Annotated in this window: 16 protein-coding genes and 1 pseudogene; 10 read left to right on the forward strand and 7 right to left on the reverse strand. The window is 30.6% G+C overall.

Annotated features, from left to right (window positions below):
• Positions 1-192: 192 nt before the first annotated feature.
• The 3 genes from ACY2RW_RS08355 to ACY2RW_RS08365 all read right to left on the reverse strand — a co-directional run bounded on the left by ACY2RW_RS08355 (position 193) and on the right by ACY2RW_RS08365 (position 5,288).
• Entirely contained in the window at positions 193-891 is a 699-nt protein-coding gene (locus ACY2RW_RS08355) for a hypothetical protein (protein WP_490122263.1), read from the reverse strand.
• 100 nt (positions 892-991) lie between these two features.
• On the reverse strand, positions 992-1,975 hold the full coding sequence (locus ACY2RW_RS08360; protein WP_490122264.1) for a magnesium and cobalt transport protein CorA: 984 nt from the start codon (positions 1,973-1,975) through the stop codon (positions 992-994).
• A 31-nt stretch (positions 1,976-2,006) separates the two neighbouring features.
• Positions 2,007-5,288 carry an amidohydrolase family protein gene (locus ACY2RW_RS08365; protein ID WP_490122265.1) on the reverse strand — a complete coding sequence of 1,094 codons (3,282 nt, stop codon included), beginning with the start codon at positions 5,286-5,288 and terminating at the stop codon, positions 2,007-2,009.
• A 98-nt stretch (positions 5,289-5,386) separates the two neighbouring features.
• On the opposite strand from ACY2RW_RS08365, the gene ACY2RW_RS08370 reads away from it, so the two are divergent.
• Together ACY2RW_RS08370 and ACY2RW_RS08375 are read left to right on the forward strand one after the other, a co-directional pair.
• On the forward strand, positions 5,387-5,764 hold the full coding sequence (locus ACY2RW_RS08370; protein WP_490122266.1) for an MmcQ/YjbR family DNA-binding protein: 378 nt from the start codon (positions 5,387-5,389) through the stop codon (positions 5,762-5,764).
• Positions 5,757-6,299 carry a 5-formyltetrahydrofolate cyclo-ligase gene (locus ACY2RW_RS08375; RefSeq protein ID WP_490122267.1) on the forward strand — a complete coding sequence of 181 codons (543 nt, stop codon included), beginning with the start codon at positions 5,757-5,759 and terminating at the stop codon, positions 6,297-6,299. The genes ACY2RW_RS08370 and ACY2RW_RS08375 overlap by 8 nt, the downstream gene beginning before the upstream one ends.
• Here ACY2RW_RS08375 and ACY2RW_RS08380 read toward each other — a convergent pair.
• Positions 6,296-7,132: an AraC family transcriptional regulator gene (locus ACY2RW_RS08380; RefSeq protein WP_490122268.1), complete on the reverse strand. Its 837-nt coding sequence runs from the start codon at positions 7,130-7,132 to the stop codon at positions 6,296-6,298. The genes ACY2RW_RS08375 and ACY2RW_RS08380 overlap by 4 nt on opposite strands.
• 167 nt (positions 7,133-7,299) lie before the next feature.
• Between ACY2RW_RS08380 and ACY2RW_RS08385 the strand changes: the two genes are divergently transcribed.
• The 7 genes from ACY2RW_RS08385 to ACY2RW_RS08415 all read left to right on the forward strand — a co-directional run bounded on the left by ACY2RW_RS08385 (position 7,300) and on the right by ACY2RW_RS08415 (position 16,511).
• Positions 7,300-8,256 carry a dihydrodipicolinate synthase family protein gene (locus tag ACY2RW_RS08385; protein ID WP_490122269.1) on the forward strand — a complete coding sequence of 319 codons (957 nt, stop codon included), beginning with the start codon at positions 7,300-7,302 and terminating at the stop codon, positions 8,254-8,256.
• A 58-nt stretch (positions 8,257-8,314) separates the two neighbouring features.
• Entirely contained in the window at positions 8,315-9,898 is a 1,584-nt protein-coding gene (locus ACY2RW_RS08390; RefSeq protein WP_490122270.1) for an aldehyde dehydrogenase (NADP(+)), read from the forward strand.
• Positions 9,899-9,945: 47 nt separating this feature from the next.
• Entirely contained in the window at positions 9,946-11,640 is a 1,695-nt protein-coding gene (locus ACY2RW_RS08395) for a DUF885 domain-containing protein (protein ID WP_490122271.1), read from the forward strand.
• Positions 11,633-12,643: a 4-hydroxyproline epimerase gene (locus ACY2RW_RS08400; protein WP_490122272.1), complete on the forward strand. Its 1,011-nt coding sequence runs from the start codon at positions 11,633-11,635 to the stop codon at positions 12,641-12,643. Before ACY2RW_RS08395 ends, ACY2RW_RS08400 begins: the two co-directional genes overlap by 8 nt.
• 64 nt (positions 12,644-12,707) lie before the next feature.
• Entirely contained in the window at positions 12,708-13,955 is a 1,248-nt protein-coding gene (locus tag ACY2RW_RS08405) for an NAD(P)/FAD-dependent oxidoreductase (protein WP_490122273.1), read from the forward strand.
• A gap of 35 nt (positions 13,956-13,990) precedes the next feature.
• A complete protein-coding gene (ade, locus tag ACY2RW_RS08410; protein ID WP_490122274.1) occupies positions 13,991-15,610 on the forward strand; it encodes an adenine deaminase in 1,620 nt (539 codons plus the stop codon).
• Between the two features lie 304 nt (positions 15,611-15,914).
• A complete protein-coding gene (locus tag ACY2RW_RS08415) occupies positions 15,915-16,511 on the forward strand; it encodes a PhnA domain-containing protein (RefSeq protein ID WP_490122275.1) in 597 nt (198 codons plus the stop codon).
• Between the two features lie 334 nt (positions 16,512-16,845).
• Here the strand turns inward: ACY2RW_RS08415 and ACY2RW_RS08420 are convergent, their stop codons facing one another.
• From ACY2RW_RS08420 to ACY2RW_RS08430, 3 genes and pseudogenes are all read right to left on the reverse strand, one after another.
• Positions 16,846-18,054, reverse strand: coding sequence for a BaiN/RdsA family NAD(P)/FAD-dependent oxidoreductase (locus ACY2RW_RS08420; RefSeq protein ID WP_490122276.1), 1,209 nt, complete (start codon positions 18,052-18,054; stop codon positions 16,846-16,848).
• Positions 18,055-18,138: 84 nt separating this feature from the next.
• Positions 18,139-19,065 (reverse strand): GYDIA family GHMP kinase, encoded by a 927-nt coding sequence (locus ACY2RW_RS08425; RefSeq protein ID WP_490122277.1) that lies wholly within the window; start codon positions 19,063-19,065, stop codon positions 18,139-18,141.
• A gap of 464 nt (positions 19,066-19,529) precedes the next feature.
• Positions 19,530-20,798: pseudogene (locus ACY2RW_RS08430) on the reverse strand (hydroxymethylglutaryl-CoA reductase, degradative); the annotation flags it as partial.
• Positions 20,799-20,941: 143 nt separating this feature from the next.
• On the opposite strand from ACY2RW_RS08430, the gene ACY2RW_RS08435 reads away from it, so the two are divergent.
• Positions 20,942-23,131, forward strand: a complete 2,190-nt coding sequence (locus tag ACY2RW_RS08435; protein ID WP_490122278.1) for a S9 family peptidase — start codon at positions 20,942-20,944, stop codon at positions 23,129-23,131.
• Positions 23,132-23,140 lie beyond the last annotated feature (9 nt).

Genomic DNA, 23,140 nt, shown 5'->3' on the forward strand with positions numbered 1-23,140 from the left:
AATGAATATAAAATCTTATCGCATTTTTGTAAATGGTAAAACTAGCCATGGTATTGTAAAAATATAATTTTATTTTATAGAATCTTTCACATATATTATTTTTTCAAAATATGTTTTTGTAGTTAAACTATCTATTCCATTTTCAAAATTTCCTTTTGCATATTCAAGCATATAGCCTTTTATTTTTTTTTCTCAAGGACTTTTAAAAAAATAACCAAAAACTGTAAAGTACTTTTGTTCTACATTCGGAAACCATTTTTGATTTACTTTGTCTATTGTTAAATTATAAAAAGTATCTAATTTGACTTCATTTTCATTTGAAAAGTCAGCGTTGAAATTATTTTTTGATTGTCCAATTATAACCATTAATTGAGAATTCTTTTCACTTATCATTGGTGAGCCTAAATAAGCAATAGCTTTCATTGATTCATTAAACTCTAAAGTATCTTTCCTAAAATGTATTACATTATAATTTGTTGAACGAATTCCTAAAGTATCATTTATAAAATCTTTCTGCTCAAAAATTGAATCTTGATTTCTCCAAGGTATTGTATCTCCTCTTTTATTAAGAAACCAAACTCTATTTATTCTTGAATGTTTTTTGATAACAAACCATTCTCTAATTTCTCGTAATTCTCCACTTTTTGAGTATAAATTCCAGATGCCAAAAGGTTTTCCATTTTTCCTGATTTTTCCTTTTTTGAAAATATTTCCATTTTTATAAAAGTAAAATACACTATCAAATTCAGGTTTCTTAACTAATTTTCTATAAACTTTATTTGGTTCTGACCTATAAAACTCAAAAGTTTCATTAGTCAATTTTTCAGTTTTTTTATTAGTACATGATGAAATTGTAAAAGCTGAAAAAAATATTAGAAGTAGGTTTTTCATTTATAATGTAAAACTTTATTTTGTATCCATTTGATTTTAAGTGAGTTGTATTTGTGGTTGGTGAAATTATATTTTTTAAAATTTAGAAACAAACCAAATATCAAAACCACTTCTTACGCTTAAAATACCAAACAGAAATAACTGTTATTAAAACCATAATTCCGAGTAAAATAAAATAGCCATATTTAAATTTTAACTCAGGTATATTTTCAAAATTCATTCCGTAAATTCCTGCTAAAAAAGTTAGCGGAATAAAGATTACAGACAAAATAGTTAAGGTTTTCATTACCTCATTTAGTCTGTGACCTTGAATACTAAAAATTAAATTTATTTTACTTTCTAGTTCCTGTAATTCAAAATCTATGTTCGATATTAAATTACTTGTCTGTTCTTTTAATTCGCTAAAGTATTTTACATCAAAACCGTTAATTTCTATCTTTTCTAACTTAATAATTGTGTCTCTTAAACTTAAAGTGGCTTTTTTAAAATTGAATAATTCTTGTTTTCTTTTTTCTACAAGAGATGTAAATTCTGGAGTAGGCTTTATTTGAGAAGAGCTTAGTTTGTCTGCACTTAATTCAGCATTTTTTTGATAAGTATCTTGGTAATTGTCAACAATAGATTCTAACAATAAAAAAAGTAAATAATCTGTTTTTTTCTTTCTAACAATACCTTTATTACCCTCTAAACGTTCACGTATCCAATTAAAATAATCACCATCTTTTTCTTGAATGCTCCATAAATAGCTAGAAGAAACAACAAATAACATTTGTTCGGAATCTAAATAGTCTTTTTGGGTTATTAAAACACGTGTAGATACAAATATCAAATCATCTAATAAAATTACTTTGTTAGAATGTTCTTCATCCATAAATAATTTCATTAAAAAATCATCTAACTTATTGTTTGTAACAATTTTTTTAAAAATTTCTGTATACTTTATACCATAAGTGTTTATCCATTCTATGGTTTTGGTTTGGTTGCTTAAAATAATATCAGAAATGCTATCAAAATTATTTTTTTGATAGTTTTTTGCAGAATATGTAATTAATGACGTGCATTTTAAAAACTCATTTTCCATCATATAAAATTATATTAATTTTAATTGCTGTTTTTTATTCATGACAACTACAAGTAGAAGTTGTAAAACTTTTGGTATTTAAATTCATAGGCACTCCTTGATTATAACCATTCATCTCAAAATAGAACTTTCCTCTTTTTTTATCATAATTTCCAATTTCATTCATAGAGTTTACATCATACAAACGTCCATTTATCATTGTGTAAATTACAGAATTTGAGTTTTGAATATTTTCTAAAGGGTTTTTATCCATAATAATTAAATCGGCTAATTTTCCTTTTTCTAAAGAACCAATTTCATCAGCAACACCAATATAATCAGCACCATTTATAGTAGCTGCTTTTAGGGCTTCGTGGTTAGATAAACCTCCTTGTTGCAGCATCCATAATTCCCAATGAGCACCTAAACCTTGCAGTTGTCCATGAGCACCTAAATTTACTTTTACACCTTCGTTAGCCAAAGCAGTAACTGTTTTAGATGTTAGTACATGTCCGTTTTTATACTCTTCTTCTGGAATCATTATTCTGTGTCTAGAACGTGGGTCAACCACATATCTTGGTGTGTATTTTAGTAACGTTTTATTCTCCCAAACATTCATTTTTTGGTACCATTCAAATTCGCCATTCATACCCCCATAATTTACAATTAATGTTGGTGTGTATCCAGTTTTACTATTTTTCCAAAGAGACAAAACATCTTTATAAACAGGATTTACAGGAATGTTGTGTTCTATTCCTGTATGTCCATCAAAAATCATAGACATATTAGAGTAGAAGTTAGAGCCTCCTTCTGGAACTACATTTACACCCAATTCTTTGGCAGCTTGCATTATTTGTTGACGCTGTTCTCTTCTTGGTTGATTATAACTTTTAATAGATTTTGCACCAAAAGCTTTGGTTCTAGAAATGGCGAAACGTGCATCTTCTAAATTATTAACAACAGCTTTAAAATCTCCTTCTGCACCATATAAAATAAACCCTGTAGAAAACATTCTAGGTCCCACCAATTTTCCACTTCTTTGCAATTCTTCCAAAGTAAATGCAGCAGCAGTATGTACAGAAGGGTCATGAGAAGTTGTAACTCCAAAAGCCAAATTTGCATAAAATTGCCAATGTTTTTGAGTGCTTAACCCATTTCTAAAAGCACCCACATGTGCATGCACATCTACTATTCCTGGCATAATAGTTTTGCCAGTCATATCATACACTTTTGCATTAGAAGGAACGTTTATAGCACTTGTTTTACCTATTTTTTCAATTTTATTTTTATGAATAATAATAGTTCCACTTTCTATAACTTCATTCCCATTCATGGTAATAATTCTTGCATTTTTAAATGCAATTCTTCCTTCAGGAACATCAGCTTTTTCGATTAGATTAATTTTAATTCCTTCAGGTTTATCAGTAACTAAATTAGTTTTTGCAAAAGGGTCTGTAGTGTTATTTACAATCGATTTGGTAAAATATTCATCTCCTAAAGTCCAATGTATTTTTTGATTATATGCAGACCAATGCAAGTTGATTCCTGCATTTTTAGATAAACTTTCCACTTTAAAAGATTTGGTATTTTGATCTAAATTTATTTCGCTACCATTCATTACAAAAGGAGCAACATACAATTTGTGTAAATGAATAAAAGCAATCCATTTGTTATCATTACTAGGTACCAATCTGTTGGCTAGTTTAGAAGAAAAATGACTTCTTTCTTCTTTACCATTCAAATCTACACTCTTTAATTTTTTTGTTAAACCACCAAAAAATGAACCTCCTGTTTGAAAGAAAATACGCTTATTGTCTGCAGAGAAACTTGGAAATTCTCCTCCTTTTGATACTCTTTTTGCTGAAGTTCCATCAGCATTTGCAACATAGATTCCTGTTTTTTTTGTGTAATCAAAACCCTGATCTCCATTACCAGATTCTTTTCTGTAAACTATTTGAGAACCAGAACTATTATAAGTAGGGTTTCTATAAATTCCTTTTTCTTTGGTAATTTTTTCTAAGCCAGAACCATCTAAATTTACTTTGTAAATTGCGCCCAAGTTTTCATCATTCCAAGTAACAAACAATACAGATTTTCCATCAGGCGAAAATTTTGCTTCAGCTTCAAAGTCGTTAAGAGTTGTAATTCTTTTGGGAGTTCCATTTGGTAATTCTTTCTTATAAATGTGTCCTAAAGAGGTAAAAACGATGGTTTTTCCATCAGGAGAAGTTTGGACATTTTTAATCATTTTTGAAGTGAATTCTTTTTCAAAAACTTTCCTTTTAACACGATGTGTTTTTGCTAATTTTATTTTTTCGTTAACTTTAAAAGGGATGTTAGTAAGTTTTTTGCTATCAATATTAATTCTATTAATTTTTCCTTGCGCCCAAATAACAATATCCTTATTATTTGGCATCCAAGAAAAATGAGGGTACACTCCAAAAACAGCCCAAGCTTCACTTTGGTCTTTGCTTAAATCTTCATAGATTGGCCACTCTTTTCCTGTTTCTAACTCGTGAATATATAAAACCGTTTTTGCTCTAATTCTTTTTATAAAAGCTAGTAATTTTCCGTCTTTAGAAATTACAGGTCTTGCTGCTCCTCCAGGACCACCAGTAATTCGCTCTATTTTTCCAGTTTCAAAATTATATTGATTAATAACATAGATTTGTTTGTTAGGATCTTTGTTGTACTGGAAATAACCACCTGGATACATATCTTCTGCATAATATAAATATTTTCCATCTGGTGAAATTGATGGATCATTTACGTCTTGTTGGTCATTTTTTCTTTTGGTTAATTTCAATCCTGCTGCTCCAGAAAGTGGATATTGCCACATTTCTCCAGCACCAACAGAACGTTGAGAAGTAAAGTGTTTTCTAGCGACTAAAGATTTTCCATCTGGCGTCCAAACAGCATTGTTTAGCAATCTATATTTTTCTTTGGTAATCGATTTTGCGTTTTTCCCATCAGCAGTCATCACCCAAATATTATTACCACCTTCTGCATCACTTGTAAACGAAATATATTTTCCATTAGGACTAAATCTTGGTTGTACTTCATAAGCCATTCCTGCACGTAAAATGGTTGCTTTTCCACCAGAAATAGGCATTTTGTAAATATTACCTAACAAATCAAAGACAATGGTTTTTCCATCTGGACTTACATCAAGATTCATCCAAGTTCCTTCATCTGTATCCAAACTAAATGAGTTGTATTTCCAATCTTTATGTGGGTTGTTTACATCCCATTTTGTAGCTTTTTTTGCTGTTTTTTTCTGAGAGAAAATTGTAAAAGAAAAAGAGCAAAGAAACAGTAATATGTATATTTTTTTCATTTTGATAAGTTTGATTTGGTTAAAGGTAAGATTTAATTTTATGTGATAAAAATATTTGTAAATTTGAGAGATAAAATACTTATTAAATTAATGGGTTTATGCACATAGAACAATTAAGAGATTTTTGTATTGCCAAAAAAGGGGTTACAGAACATTTTCCTTTTGATGATGTTACGTTGGTTTTTAAAGTGATGAATAAAATGTTTGCTCTTTCTAGCCTAGATAAATGGGAAAGAGGAGAAGAAAGCATCAACCTTAAATGCGATCCAGATAAAGCAGTAGAATTGCGTGGAGAATATGAAGGCATAAATTCTGGTTGGCACATGAACAAAAGACTTTGGAATACAGTTGCCATAAACACCAGTGATGTTTCAGATGATTTAGTTAGAGAACTCATCAATCATTCTTATGACTTAGTTGTAAAAGGGTTGACTAAAAAACTGCAAAAGGAATTAGAAGATTTAAAGAATGAATAAAGTACAGCTCAGAGCAATTTATAAACAAAAACGCAAAGAATTAAGAGAGGAAGAAATTAAAACATTGCAAGAAAATATCTATCAACAAATTTTTGATTTAGATATTTCTGAGGTAAAAACAGTTCATGTATTCTTGTCTTTAAGAAAGTTTAAAGAAATTGATACACAGCCAATTATCAGTTTTTTTAGAGCCAAAGGAAAGAGGATTGTTGTAAGCAAATGTAATTTTGAAGACAATACTTTATCTCATTTTTATTTTGATGAAAACACACAATTAGAAAACAATAAATTTGGAGTTCCAGAACCAATAAATGCAGAACAAGTAGACGAAAAAAAATTGGACTTAATTTTTGTTCCACTTTTAATTTCTGATGAACAAAACTACAGAGTTGGTTATGGAAAAGGCTATTATGATCGTTTTTTAGCAAATTGTAGAGAAGATGTAAAAACAATTGGATTAAACTTTTTTAAGCCAATTCGCAGAATAGAAGATACCAATAAATATGACATTGCTTTAGATAAAGTTATTTATTAATGACGATATTTTAAAGGCGTAACTTTTTTAATCTCTTTAAATTTTCTATTAAAATTTGAGATGTTATTAAATCCAGATTTAAAAGCAATTTCGGCAATAGATATTTCTTCTTTAGAATTTAAAAACTTGCAAGCATTCTCAACTCGTATTTCATTTAAAAAGCTCACGTAAGTTTTGTTTGTTCGTCTTTTAAAATATTTACAGAATGCATTTTTTGTCATATTAGCAACGTTAGCAACATCCTCTAAATAAATGGTTTTGTGGGCATTTTCGATAGTAAAGTCAAAAACATTTCGCATTCTTTTCCCTTCAATATCAGTATATTGCTTGTTGTAAATAAATGTAGAAAGCATATCAGATTTAGAATTTGAAATCATTTTAACAATTTCTAAAAATAAAATAAAACGCTCAAGCTTAGATGCATTTTTAAGTTTTAAAAAACGCTCAATAATTCCTTTTTTATTTGTTTTTACAGCTAAACCTTGTAAAGATTTCGAAAAAAAATGATTGATTTCAGAAAATTCATTTAAGCTAAAAAAGTTTTCACCAAAAGAAAATTCTGTAAAAAATAAACTTAGCATTTTAGAGGTAGATACTGAGTTTTTATCACTTTTAAAAGCGTGAGGTAGATTACTACCAATTACAAAAATATCATTTTCTGTATAGCTAGATATACAATCTCCTACCAATAAAGTTCCATTTCCTTTTTCTATAAAACTAATCTGAATTTCATCATGTTGATGTAATTTATCATAAAAAACAAGCTCAATATCTTCTTGATAAATTAAGGCATTATTATTGGGTTTAGGAATTTTAAAAGGATATACTTTCATTTAAAATTGATTTTTTCTGAGATTAGAAAAACAAAAATAAGTAAATATTATTCTTTTAAAGATTTTAAATTATAATAAATGGATAATATAGTATTAAAATTGAATAATTTTCTCCTATTTTAAAAGAATTAGGATTTATAATTTTATATCAAACAAATTATAACAAAATGAAATGCAATTGGGATGGTGTGATGCCTGCAGTATTTACATGGCTAAAAGAATCAAAATCTGGAGCTTTTGAAATTGACTTTGATACAACACAAAAACTGGCAGCAAATATTTTAAAAACTCAAGGAAAAGGAGGGAGTAGAATGAGCGGACTTGTAGGTTCTGGTACTTTGGGTGAGAATAGCTATCTGAGCAACAAACAGCGTCTTTCTTTACTTAAATCTCTTTCTGAGGTTGCTAAAGAATACAATATTCCATTAATCAGTGGAGCTTCAGCAGAAAATAAGGAAGAACTTGGCAAAATTATAGAAGGACTTGCAACAGTAGGAGTTGATACAGTTATGGTTATGCCTCCAAAAACGAAAGCTGTTCCAACTGAAAAAGAAATGTATGAGTACTATGCACTTTCTGAAGCAACAGCAAAAGATGTAGGTGTAACAATTATGCCTTATAACAATCCTGATGCAGCTGGTTATCATGCGCTTTCAACTGACCTTCTTATGAGGCTTTCCGTTCTTTCTAAAGTAACTGCTCTTAAAATATCTACTATAGATGTTTCAATTATAGAAACGCTGATGTTAGAGAATAAAGATTTAAAAATTTTGGCAGGAGTAGATACAGTCACTGTACATGCAGGACTTGCTGGAGCTTGTGGTGGGATTACAGGTGTTGGTTGTATCTTCCCAAAAGCAAGTGTTACTATGCAGGAGTATGTTATAAAAGGAGAGTGGGCAGAAGCAAACAAAATTTCTCAGGCTTTAAATTCCTTATCGTATTTAGATGCTCAGCCATTGCTTATGGAATATCTTAAGCTTGCTATGGGAATTCATCATAATGATGTTGTTGGTGGGTTACGTACCTTTGGTAAGAAATTAACGAAACAGCAAATTGATGATGTCCATGCAAGATATATTCTGGCAAAAGAAAGACTTGAAGTTCTGGACTTAATAAGTTAATCAAAAAAAGTAGCTTACAAACGAGTAAGTTTGAAAAAAAATTAAAAAATAAGTAAAGATGATTACAGGAAAAAACTACATAGGCAATCAAAACTCAGCAAATGGAAACAAAACATTTACAACTTTTAATCCAGAATTGAATGAAGAAAATCAAACCACATTTACAGAAGCAACATCAGAAGAAATTAAAGAAGCTATCAATTTAGCATCAGAAGCTTTTAAAGAATTTAGGTCTATTTCTGGGAAAAGAAAAGCAGCTTTTTTAAACACAATTGCTGATGAAATTTTAGCTCTAGATGACGAATTAGTAAAAATGTATTGTTCAGAAACAGGTTTGCCAGAAGGAAGAGCAAAAGGAGAAAGAGGAAGAACAGTTGGGCAATTAAGAGGATTTGCAAATTTAATAGCAGAAGGTTCTTGGGTAGAAGCAACTATAGATGTAGCACAACCTAACAGAGAGCCAATGCCAAAATCTGATATTAGAAAAATGTTAATTCCTTTGGGACCAGTGGTGGTTTTTGGAGCAAGTAATTTTCCTTTAGCATATTCTACAGCTGGTGGAGACACTGCAGCAGCTTTAGCAGCAGGTTGTCCTGTAATTGTAAAATCGCATCCAATGCATGCAGGAACAGGAGAATTAGTTGCATCTGCAATTATAAAAGCAGCTCAAAAAACTGGGATGCCAAATGGTGTTTTTTCAAACCTAAATTCAAGCGGAATAGAAGTTGGGCAACAATTAGTAGCACATCCAAAAGTAAAAGCTGTTGGTTTTACAGGGAGCATAAAAGGAGGAAGAGCATTGTTAGATTTAGCTGCTAAACGTGAAGAGCCTATTCCTGTTTTTGCTGAAATGGGTAGTATAAATCCTGTAGTTATTTTACCAAAAGCATTAGAAAACAGACATCAAGAAATTGCAAAAACCTATGCAGGTTCTATTACTTTAGGAACTGGTCAATTTTGTACAAATCCTGGGTTGTTATTAGGGATAAAAGGTGAAAATTTAACGAGTTTCATTAATAAATTATCTGATGAAATTGTAAAAATAAATCCATCTTGTATGTTGCATCCCAACATCAAAAATGGGTATAATACTAACAAAGAAAAGGTGGTTTCACAAGAAAATGTAACAATTACTGCCAATTACAAAGCAGATGTAGAAAATAATTATGCGCAACAAGCAGTTGTTACTGTAGATGGAAAATCATTTTTAGAAAATTCAACCTTACATTTAGAAGTTTTTGGGCCTTTTTCTATGGTAGTGCAGTGTGAAAATGAAAACGAATTAGAACAAATAATTGCCAATTTAGAAGGTCAATTAACTGGAACCATAATTTCAGATGAAAATGAAGTGAATAATTATGCCTCTTTAATTGCTGCACTGCAAAATAGAGTAGGACGTATTATTTTTAACGGAGTTCCAACAGGAGTTGAGGTTTGTGAATCTATGGTTCATGGAGGTCCTTATCCAGCTTCTACAGATAGTAGATTTACAGCAGTGGGTATTGGTTCTATAAAACGTTGGGTACGTCCTTTTAGTTATCAAGATTGGCCAAATTCTTTGCTGCCAAAAGAATTACAAAATGAGAATCCTTTAGGAATTTTTAGAACTTTGGAAGGAAAAAGAACCAATCAAAAAATATAATGAGGAAGTTGTATAAATTTCTTTTTAGTGTTGTCTTTTTAGTGTTGATGTTTTCCTGTAATAATGGAGAAGAAAAATGCGGTAGTTCTTCAAAAGAATTACATATTCTCATTCAATCCTATCAAATAAGAGAATCTTATGATAAAAATAAGTATCCTTTAGGTTTATTCACAAGAGAATATTACAAGCAAGAAGCAGAATATGCAGAAAATCAAATGCAGTATTTTGGATGTGTGGTTATGGATGAACTTTCTGAAACCGAGCAAATTTCTGCAGAATTATTAAAATTTGTGCTTCAAGACAAAATCGATTTTTACAAGTTCGAGCGATTTTTAAATCCATTATTATCAGATTCGGGTTTTCATAGTAGTTTAAATTATCTAATTAGACCTTTAAATAGTTATTGGGAAGTAAAAGAATATTTAAAAAAACTAAATAGCTTACCTGAATTTGTAAATCAACATTTTGTAAATTTAAGAGAAGGTTTAGCAAAAGGAGTTTCTCAACCAAAAGTAATTTTTAAAGGATATGAATCCACTTATAACGTTCATATTGTAGATGATTTTACAAAAAGTCCATTTTACAAACCTTTTCAAAACTTACCATCAAGTTTACATAAATCTCAAAAAGATTCCATTTTAAAGGCTGCAGAAAGTGCTATTAAAGACAAGGTTATTCCAGAATTTAAAAAGATAAAAACTTTTTTCGAAACAGAATACTTACCAAAAACAAGAACTACTTTGGGGGTTTCAGAAACTCCAAATGGTGCAGCTTATTATCAAAATAGAATTAATTTTTATACCACAAGTACACAATATACTGCTGATGACATTCATCAAATAGGATTAAAAGAAGTTGCAAGAATTAAAGCAGAAATGCAAAAAATAATTAAGGAATTAAACTTTAAAGGATCTTTTGCAGACTTTTTTAAATTCTTAAGAACAGATAAACAATTTTATGCAAAAACACCTAGAGAACTATTAATGATTGCTAGAGATATGGCTAAAAGAGCAGATGCTCAATTGCCAAAATTCTTTAAAACCTTACCTAGAAAACCTTATGGTGTTGCACCTGTACCAGATGCAATTGCTCCTAAATACACAGGAGGACGTTATATTGGAACTTCAAAAAACAGTACAGAGCCTGGTTATTATTGGGTAAATACGTATGATTTACCAAGCAGAACCTTGTATACTTTGCCAGCGTTAACAGTGCATGAAGCTGTTCCTGGTCATCATTTACAAGGAAGTTTAAACAACGAATTGGGAGATTCTATCCCTCAATTTCGTAGAAATTTATACTTGTCTGCTTATGGAGAAGGTTGGGGTTTATATTCAGAATTTTTAGCTGATGAAATGAATATGTACACAACTCCTTACGAACAATTTGGAAAATATACTTACGAAATGTGGCGTGCTTGTAGGTTGGTGGTAGATACAGGAATACATGCAAAAGGTTGGACTCGTGAGCAAGTTGTAAAATATATGTCAGAAAACACAGCATTGTCTTTACACGAAATAAACACAGAAACAGACAGGTATATTTCTTGGCCTGGACAAGCACTATCCTATAAAATAGGAGAATTAAAAATTAGAGAGCTACGTAAAAAGGCAGAGAGCGAATTAAAAGAAAAATTTGACATTAGAGATTTTCATGAAGTAATTTTAGAGCAAGGAACAGTTACTTTAGCAATTTTAGAAGATAGAGTTAATAATTACATTAATAATACTTTAAATGAGTAAACATACTTTTGTCTGTGTTGATGCCCATACTTGTGGGAATCCAGTAAGAGTTATAAAACATGGTGGGCCTGAATTAATAGGAGCCACTATGAATGAAAAAAGATTACACTTTCTAAAAGAATTCGATTGGATTCGAAAAGGATTAATGTTTGAACCTAGAGGTCATGATATGATGTCTGGAAGCATTTTATATCCTCCTCATCATCCAGAAAACGATTTTGCCATTTTATTTATAGAAACTTCTGGTTGTTTACCTATGTGTGGTCATGGAACAATAGGAACTATAACTATTGCAATTGAAGAAGGTTTGATAGCACCAAAAGTTCCAGGTAAAATAAAAATGGAAGCGCCTGCTGGCTTAGTAGAAATTGAGTATTCACAAAAAAATAATAAAGTTGAATGGGTAAAATTAATCAACGTAAAAAGTTATTTAGCAGCAGAAAATTTAACTATTGATTGTCCTGAATTAGGAGAACTTACTTTTGATGTTGCTTATGGGGGTAATTTTTATGCAATAATAGACCCTCAAAAAAACTTTAGTGGAGTTCAAGATTTTACAGCATCAAAAATTATCCAATACTCTCAAGTAGTAAGAGATAGGATAAATGCAAATTATCCCAATAAATTTATTCATCCAGAGAAAGAAAGCATAAAAGATGTATCTCATTTACTTTGGACAGGAACTCCAATTCATTCTACTTCTGATGGAAGAAATGCCGTTTTTTATGGAGATAAAGCCATAGATAGAAGTCCTTGTGGTACAGGAACATCAGCAAGATTGGCACAGCTTTTTTCAAAAGGAAAACTAAAAGTTGGTCAAGAATTTATACATGAAAGTTTTATAGGAAGTACTTTTGTTGGTAAAATAGAACGAGAAACTACCATTGGAAATTTTAAAGCAATTGTACCAAGCATAAAAGGTTGGGCAAAAGTTTTTGGGCAAAATACAATAACTATTGATACAGAAGATGATCCTTATGCTTATGGATTTTCTGTGATTTAATGTTAGAAAAACATCTATTAGTTTTTTAAAATTTGAAAGGTTTCATAAAAAAATATAGTTTAAAATGGCAAAAAGCGTAATTGTTATTGGAGGAGGAATTATAGGTTTATGCTCTGCATACTATTTACAAAAAGAAGGTCATAAGGTTACTGTTATAGACAAATCTGATTACAGCTCTGGAGCATCGTATATAAATGCAGGTTACGTTACACCTAGTCATATTATTTCTTTAGCAGCTCCAGGAATGATTAATAAAGGCATTAAATGGATGTTAGACGCTAAAAGCCCTTTTTATGTTAAACCACGTTTGGATTTCGATTTTTTAAAGTGGAGTTTGGTTTTTAAAAAATCGGCTACCAAATCTAAAGTAGAAAAATCAATTCCAGTAATTAAAGACATTAATTTGTTAAGCAGAGAACTATATCAAGAAATGAAAACTTCTGGCGATTTCGATTTTCATTATCAGCAGAAAGGTTTACTCATGTATTATCAAACAGAAAAAGCTGGAGAAGAAGAATGGGAAACAGGAAAAAGAGCAATTAAAGAGGGTTTAAAAGTCGAAAATTTATCAAAAGAAGAAGTTCAGAAAATAGAAAAAAAGGCTAACCTACATATAAAAGGAGCCGTTTATTATCATTCAGATGCACACATGACACCCAATGAATTTATGATGCAGATGAAAACGCATTTAAAAAAGAATGGAGTTAGTGTTTTAGGTAAAGAAGAAGTTTTAGATATTACTGTTTCTAATCATAAAATAACTCAAGTTAATACTACTAATCTTTTATTAAAGGCAGATGAATTTGTGTTAGCAACAGGAGCTTGGTCGCAAAATTTGGCGAAGAAATTAGGTGTTAAAATTCCGATTCAAGCAGGTAAAGGGTACAGAATTAATGTAGAAAGAGAAACAAACATTACAATTCCTGCCATTTTAATGGAGGCAAAAGTAGCAGTAACCCCTATGAACGGATTTACGCGTTTTGCAGGAACTATGGAAATAGGAGGCATTAATCATACTATAAACAAAACGCGTGTTAATGCTATTGCAAATGCTGCTCAAAAATTTTATCCAAACATCAAAATTAACGAGCAAGAAAGAGCAGAAGCTAAATGTGGTTTAAGACCTTGTTCTCCTGATGGATTACCATATATTGGAAAATCATCCAAATGCACAAACGTAACTTTTGCAACAGGTCATGCAATGATGGGATGGAGTTTAGGACCTGCAACAGGTAAGTTAGTTTCAGAAATTATTTCTGATAGCCCTTTTTCTTTAAACTTATATCCTTTTGCTGTAGACAGAAAGTTTTAAAATTTCTAAGTAACTTCGCTTTAAATTTATGAATAATGATTGTACAAGGAAACATTGTTGATATACAGAACAAGCAAGTTTTTAAAGGTGAAGTTGAAGTTAATAATGGTAAAATTGTAGAAATTAGACAAGCAAATCATTCTATAGAAAGTTATATTCTTCCAGGTTTTGTAGATGCGCATATTCACATAGAAAGCTCTATGTTAGTGCCTTCTGAATTTGCAAAAATAGCAGTTGTTCATGGCACAGTTGCCACAGTTTCTGACCCTCATGAAATTGCGAATGTTTTAGGTGTAAAAGGCGTTAATTTTATGATTGAAAACGGAAAAAAAACGCCATTAAAATTTAATTTTGGTGCGCCAAGTTGTGTGCCAGCAACTTCTTTTGAAAGTGCTGGAGCCATTATTAATGCTGACGATATTAAAAAGATGATGGAAAATCCTGACATTAAATATCTTGCAGAAATGATGAATTATCCAGGAGTTTTGTTTGATGATGAAGAAGTTTTAGCAAAAATTCAACACGCAAAAAATAACAACAAACCAATAGATGGTCATGCACCAGGATTAAGAGGAGATGATGTTAGTAAATATATTGCTGCAGGAATTTCTACAGACCACGAATGTTTTTCTTACGAGGAAGCTTTAGAGAAACTTCAAAAAGGAATGAAAGTCATCATTAGAGAAGGTTCTGCTGCAAAGAATTTTGAAGCTTTGATAGATTTATTACCTGAACATTTTGAAAATATGATGTTTTGTTCAGATGATAAGCATCCAGATGATTTATTGTTAGGGCATATCAATGAGTTGTGTGAAAGAGCAGTTGCCAAAGGAATTGATGTTTTTAAAGTTTTACAAGCAGCTTGCATAAACCCAGTAAAACACTATAATTTAGAGGTTGGTTTGTTGCAAAAAGGTGATTTTGCAGATTTTATTGTAGTAGATAGTTTAGAAAAATTCAACGTTTTAGAAACCTATATCAATGGAGAATTAGTCGCCAAAAATGGAGAAAGTTTTGTAAAAGATGTCGATTTTGAAATACTCAATAATTTTAACACAGATAGAAAGAAAGAAGAAGAATTTAAATTTGAATCATCTGCAAAAAAAATAAGAGTGATTGAAGCTTTAGATGGAGAATTGGTTACGAATCAAATTGAAGCAAATTCTTTAATTAAAGACGGTAATTTAGTTTCTAACATAGATACAGATGTCTTAAAAATGACTGTTGTAAACAGATATAAAAACGATAAACCTGCAGTTGCATTTATTAAAAACTTCGGAATCAAAGAAGGCGCAATTGCAAGTTCTGTTGGGCATGATTCGCACAATATCATTGCAGTTGGAGTTTCTGATGAAGCCATTTGTAAAGCTGTAAATTTAATTATTGAAAATAGAGGAGGAGTTTGTGCAGTTTCAGACTCTGAAGAAAAAATAGTTTCACTGCCTGTTGCTGGAATTATGTCAGATAAACCCGCTAAAGAAATAGGGAAAGCGTATGCAGCATTAGATAAAATGGCAAAAGAAATGGGTAGTAATTTAAAAGCACCTTATATGAGTTTATCTTTTATGGCGTTGTTGGTTATTCCGTCTTTAAAGTTGTCAGACAAAGGTTTGTTTGATGGAAATTCTTTTCAGTTTACTTCTTTGGAAATTTAATAAAAATGTCTTTATAAATAAAATAAAATGGAATTGAAAAATCTTACTTATAAATATAGAGATTTCTCCACAAGGTCGAAATGACAAATAGCTACAATAAAGCAAAGAGCTAGCAAACAAGTCTACCCCTGATTAAACGACCTGTTTGAGCTCTTTTTTAGTTGTCAGTTCGAGTAAATTTGCTTTTTCAGCAAATTTGTATCGAGAACAAAACTAAAAAAAGCGAGTAGTGAAAGCAGGAAATTGCTTCAAATAAAAAAGATTTAAAACACTACTTTTGCCAATAGCAAACAAAAAATAATACATGAGTTTACAAGAAGAACTAGAAAATAGAAGTAGTCACAAATGCGAGTTATGCACAGCAACAAATAATTTGTCAGTTTATGAGGTAAAACCAAAATTAACTGGTGGAGGTGGAGTAGATGGAAGCTTGTTAGCTTGCGAAACTTGTACAACTCAAATAGACAATCCAGAAGAAACAGATGCAAATCATTGGCGTTGTTTAAATGATGCTATGTGGAGCGAACACAGAGCTGTAAAAGTGGTTGCATGGAGAATGTTATCGCGTTTGCGCAAAGAAGGTTGGCCACAAGATTTGTTAGATATGATGTATTTAGAGGATGATGATTTACGTTTTGCAAAAGAATCTGGAGATCATTTAGATGAAAGCGAAAAAATTATTCACAGAGATGCCAATGGTGCCATTTTACAAGCTGGAGATTCTGTAGTTTTGATTAAAGACTTGAAGGTAAAAGGTTCTAGTATGATTGCAAAACAAGGAACTGCAGTAAGAAGAATTTCTTTAGACCATGAAAATGCTAAATATATAGAAGGTAAAGTTAGACCTACTCAAATTGTAATTATTACAGATTACGTTAAAAAAATGGCGGAAAAAGAGTAGTTTTATGTCATTTAGAGCGCAGTCGAGAAGTTGGGCGTTTCCTTTCTGCTCGCACTTGGAGTTTATCATGAGCGAAGTCGAAAGGCACTCGCTTTTTTTCAGAAAAAGAAAAAAGAGCTCAAACAAAGCTTCAATCGCTAACGCACTTGTTTGCTAACTTTTTTAAAAATTTGAAGTTTTAAAATTTTATTCTAAAAATATTAAGAACTTGTCATTTCGACCGAAAAGAAATGAAGTGGAGAAATCTCAGAAATTTTTTGTAAAACTTTCCCAGATTTTGTGATTTTTGGAATCCATTTTATTTTATTAAAAATGAAACTTTCTATTTCATGGATTATTCACTTAAAGCTTTTGCGCAAATATAACCACTTGTCCATGCATTTTGAAAATTGAAACCTCCAGTAACAGCATCAATATTTAAAATTTCGCCCACAAAAAAGAGGTTTTTGTGTTTTTTACTTTCAAAACGTTTAAAGTTAATTTCTTTTAAATCGATTCCTCCTGCAGTTACAAACTCGTCTTTAAAAGTGGTTCTCCCATTTGCATTATACACTCCTTTTGTTAATTGATTTGCTAAGTTTTCTAACTGAATATTATTTAAATCTGCCCAATTTTGAGTTTTAGAAATACCAGAAAATAGCACAAAACGCTCCCACAATCTTTTTGATATTTCTGTAAAAGGCGATTTCAAAATCACTGTTTTTCTAGGTTCTTTCTTTTTTAAGTTCAGTAAAACATTCAACACTTTATCTGTGGGTCTAGACAACCAATTTACTAGAACATTATATTGATAGTTTTTATCTGCTAAAATTCTTGCGCCAAAAGCAGACAGTTTTAAAACTGCTGGCCCACTCATTCCCCAATGTGTAATTAATAAAGGCCCTGAAGCCTCTAATTTTGTACCAACAATATTTACAGTTGCATTTGGCACTGCAATGCCTAATAAATCTACAATTCTTTTATCATTGATATTAAACGTAAATAAAGACGGAACAGGCTCTATAATTGTATGGTTCAATGTTTTACATAACTCCCAAACTTTTTTAGAACTTCCAGCAGCAATTACCACTTTATCAGCTTTAAAATTTTGGTTTTTAGTGTTAACAACCCATTGATTATCTTGTTGATAAACAGCATTTACTCCATGGTTTGTCAACACTTTAATTCCTAACTTATCAACCGCTTTTTGGAAACAATCTATAATAGCTTGACTTGTGTTTGCTTCTGGAAAAACACGATTATCATTTTCTATTTTTAAAGGAACTCCTCTATCATCAAACCACTCAAAAGTATCGCCAGTCATAAATTTATGAAAAGGTCCTAATAATTCTTTTTCTCCTCTTGGATAAAATTTCACCAATTCTTTTGGTTCAAAACAAGCATGTGTAACATTACATCTTCCTCCTCCAGAAATTTTCACTTTTTGGAGAACATCTTTTCCTTTTTCAAGGATTTTGATGTCTAAATCTGGGTTATTTTCTTTCGCATTTATGGCTGTAAAATAGCCTGCAGCTCCTCCACCAATTATAATAATTTTGTTCATTTTAAGTAACCTCTCGACTGCGCTCGAGGAGACATTTAGAAAGTTAATTGTCAGGTCGAGCGCAGTCGAGACCTAATTATTTTTTTATAAAACCATTTTCCTGTAAGTCAAAACAGTTTCAAATCCTTTGTTTTTAAAATACGCTGGTGTTGTTGAGTTTCCAGTAGCTAACACAAAATCGCCTCCCCAAGCTCCCAAACTTTTTATTTCTCCAAAATAATCTGGAAACAATTTTTCTTTTACAGGTTGTAATTTGATGATTGAACTGATAATTTGTTCATGTTCCACAATTAAATTATTAAATTCTGATATTGATTTTGCTTCTAAAAATTCTTCTGAAATTTCAGAAATTCTTTTGATTTCTTTATCAAAATTATTACCACTTTCTCTAAATTTTGCAATTCCTTCTTTGGAATCTTGTTTCTGATTTAAGTGGACAAAAAACAAATTTTCTTTAAAATTAGGATTAAATTCAACTTGATTTACAACAGGTCTCTGGTTTTTGATTTGATAAAATATAGGTAAATCATTTTGTGCACAAGCAATATCATAACCACTTCCTTTAAAAGAATTCCAAAGTAGTTTAAAAGCATCTACTTTTGCCCAATTTGCAATCGAATTTATTAATGTTGATGAGCTTCCTAAACCCCAATTTCTTGGAAAAGTTAAATTCGTTTTTACAAAAAAACCATTATCTGTTTCCAGAAAATTAGGATTCATTCTTTTTGCTGCTATTAAAATTTCTAATAAAGTTTCTGCGATGGTTTCTGCATTCCCTTCTTTATCAGAGTTAAAAGTACAACTGATTAAACGTAACTTGGATAAATCAAAAATGGCTTCGAACCAACATTCTCCTGTGTGCGTAAAACTGCCCCAAATTAATTGAGGTTCTTTAATATTTTTAACAATTAAATCTTGTCCAAATTTAGTGGGTACTGCTAGAGATTTTGCACCATCTAAAACAAGATATTCTCCAGTTAATAATAATTTTCCATTAGAATAAAAATGCATTATAACAGATTAAATTGTTTAAAATGATGTGTAAAATGTTTTGTATGAAATTTTTTCCAATACTCATAATCTAATTCTCCAAAAAATGGATGTACAACTGTTCTTGCTTTTTCTTTTTTAAATACTTTTTCAAAAAACTGTACTTGAAAAATCAAATCATTTATAGCTTCTTCTAATGAGTTAAATATTTCTTTAGTTGGTTCATCAGATAAAAAAGAGGCTCTAAAACCTGTTTGCAATTCGTTTTCTGTATCTAAAAACGGTTTTCTACGAGCAGTTTTTTCATCAGAAACAAAAACATCTACATCCCAATTACCATTAGATATTTGTGTTACTGCACTTAAATGCTCTACCATTTGTTGTGCATTCATTTTACCAAAATTAGGTTTTGAATGTACGTTTAATGTAGATAATTTTTCTCTAACCAAATCTTTATTTAAAAAATCTACCCAATTAATTTGTGGCTTTCTTAAAGAATTTATTTTTTCTACTACTGCAGAATGTGTGACTGTTCTTTTATCAAAATAAGCAGTAATCTTTTCTTTTTCTTCATCATTCGCTTTAAACTGGTTTAAGATATTTTGCAAGTGCATTTTCATGTGTCCATGCTGAATTCCTTTGGTTGTTAAAGCTTTTAAAGCAGCAAAATTTTGAGCCAAACCAGCAGCAGCCATAATTTGCATTAGAGTTCTTGCAGATGGTTTTTGCAACATTTCTAAAGATAATTTAGCCATTGGATGCAATGCTGTTAAACCACCAACAGTACCTAAAGCTAAAGGAATTTCTATCCAAAATTTAAAAATACCATCATCTATAGAACAATGAGATAAACTTGAGTAGGTTCCAGAATGAGAAGCATAAGCATGTGCTCCAGCTTCTACAGCTCTAAAATCGTTACCTGTTGCTAACACTACAGCATCAATTCCATTCATAATTCCTTTATTATGAGTAACTGCTCTGTAAGGCTCTACTTCTGCAATTTTTACAGCTTGGTAAAACTTTTCTGCAAATTTCTGTGGATTTTCTCCTCCTAAATCTGCAATTTTACAACTTACTTCTGCTCTAACTAAACATTCTGGAACGTAGTTAGACAGGATGCTCATTACAATTTCTATTTCTTCGTTTTCAAACTTTTTTGCAATAGCTTCTAAGCAAGAATTGATAAAATTCGCGCCCATAGAATCTTTTGTTTCAAAAGTTACGTGCAGTTGATAATAGTTGTCTAATTTATCAGTTTTGTCAATTAATTGGATGTCTAAAATTCCACCTCCACGTTTTTCCATATTTTTGGTGATGGAAGCTGTTGCTGCAAATAATTCTGTTTTATTTAAGTTGAAATATGTTTCTAATTCTTTTTTATCACCAGCAAACATAAAGTGGACTTGCCCAATTTTTGTAGTTCCTAAAACTGTTGTTTTAAAACCTCCTTTTGCACTCCAAAATTTACCCACTAAAGAAGCTGCAGCAACTACAGAACTTTCTTCTACAACCATTGGAATTACATAAGTTCTATCATTAATTACAAAATTGGGAGCAACCCCAAAAGGCATATAAAAATTAGAAATGGTGTTTTCTATAAAATCGTCATGCAATTGTTGCAAACCATCATCATCATTCCAGTATTGTTTAATGATGTTTAACGTTTCTGTTTGATTGTGAAAATAATTTTCTGTTAACCAATTTATTTTTTCTTCCTTGCTAAATTTGGAAAATCCGGAAATTAATTTGCTCATTTATTTGCTTGTAATACGATCAAGAACAAAGATAAGTCAATACTTTAAATTAGTAAGGTATATTCAAGATTTCTGTTTTTTTAGGAGATTTTTTGCGGATTTTTCCGTAAACTTGGCAAAGTTTTATTAAAATCAAAATCTAAATGAAACAACTACTATATTTTGCAGCAATTTCTTTTTTTATAAGCTGCAAACAAAACACAGTAACAACATCTAACAACGCAACAGGAGATAAAGAAATTACTCTAGAAGAAATTTGGGATGGCACTTTTTCTGCCAAAAGAATGAACTCATTAAATTCTATGAATGGAGATTTTTATGCTGTTATTAATAAAGATGAAGATGGCAATACAACAGTAGATAAATATAGCTATAAAACTTTAGAAAAAGTTGCTACAATTGCATCGACTAAAGATTTTAAGGGAATCAAATCTTTTTCTTCATACAGTTTTAATGATGATGAAACAAAAATAATTTTAGGTACAGATTCTCAAAAAATTTATAGGCACTCCTCTAAAGGAACATATTATGCTTACGATATTGCTACTAAAAAATTAACATTGATTGGCGAGGAAATTCAAGAACCTGTTTTTTCTCCAGACAATAAAAATGTAGCTTATGCAAAAGACAATAACATTTTTATTAAAAATGTAGCCTCTAACAGCATTACCCAAGTTACAAGAGATGGTAAATTAAATAAAATTATTAACGGAATTACAGACTGGGTTTACGAAGAAGAATTTGCTTTTGTAAGAGCTTTTGAATGGAACAGAACAGGAACACACTTAGCCTTTTTACGTTTTGATGAAACAAACGTACCTACTTTTTCTATGGACATTGTTGGTAATGAATTATATCCTAAACAACAAGTTTTTAAATACCCAAAAGCTGGAGAAAAAAATGCAGATGTTACATTACATACATATAGTTTAGCATCAAAAAATAGTAAGAAAATTTCTTTGGGAGATTACGAATATATTCCAAGAATTCAATGGTCTAATAATGATGCTATTTTGGTTGCTACTACATTAAATCGTCATCAAAACAATTTAAAACTACACAAAGTAAATGCTTTAAGAAACAACTCTAGTTTACTATTAAACGAAACTGACAAAGCATACATAGACATTACAGACAACCTAACTTTCTTAGCAGATAATAGCTTTATTTGGACTAGCGAAAAAGATGGCTACAACCATATTTATCATTATGATTTTAATGGAAAACTTATCAACCAAATTACAAAAGGAAATTGGGAAGTAACTAAATATTATGGTTTTAATAAAGTAAAAAAAACAGTTTATTATCAATCTGTAGAAAACGGATCAATCAATAGAGGTGTCTATTCTATTGGTTTGGATGGTGAAAATAAAAAATTATTAAGTAATAAAGAAGGGCAAAATTCTGCAGCCTTTAGTAAAAACCTAAACTATTTTATCAACACGCATTCATCTGCAACAACACCTCCAATTTATTCTTTATATGCTGCTGATGGTGAAATGATAAAAGTAATAAAAGACAATACAGAATTAAAAGAAAAATTATCATCCTACAAAATGACACCAAAAGAGTTTTCTACCATTAATATTAATGGGAATGATTTAAATATGTGGATGATAAAACCTGCAAATTTTAATGAATCTAAGAAATATCCAATGCTAATGTTTCAATATTCTGGACCAGGCTCACAACAAGTTGGAAATAGGTGGAATGGAACCAATGATTATTGGCATAATATGTTAGCACAAAAAGGGATGATTGTTGTTTGTGTTGATGGACGTGGAACTGGTTTTAAAGGAAGAGACTTTAAGAAAGTAACCCAAAAAGAATTAGGTAAATATGAAGTTGAAGATCAAATTAATGCAGCAAAAAAATTAGCAGAGCGCTCTTATATTGATAAAAATAATATTGGTATTTGGGGTTGGTCTTATGGTGGTTTTATGAGTACAAATTGTATTTTAAAAGGAAATGATATTTTTACTACAGCAATTGCTGTTGCTCCAGTAACTTCTTGGCGTTTTTACGATACTGTTTATACAGAACGTTATATGCAAACTCCGCAAGAAAATGCGAGTGGTTATGATGAGAATTCGCCAATAAATTATGCCGAAAAATTAAAAGGCAACTATCTTTTGGTACATGGTACAGGAGATGACAATGTTCATGTACAAAACTCTTACAGAATGATAAATTCACTAATTGAAGCCAATAAACAATTTGATATGTTTATTGTTCCAGACAGAGCACATGGAATTTATAAAGGAAAAAATATGCGATTGAATTTGTACACCAAAATGACAAATTTTATTGAGAAGAATTTAAATACAAAATAATATCAACCA

Source organism: Polaribacter sp. 2305UL8-11, assembly GCF_058147165.1.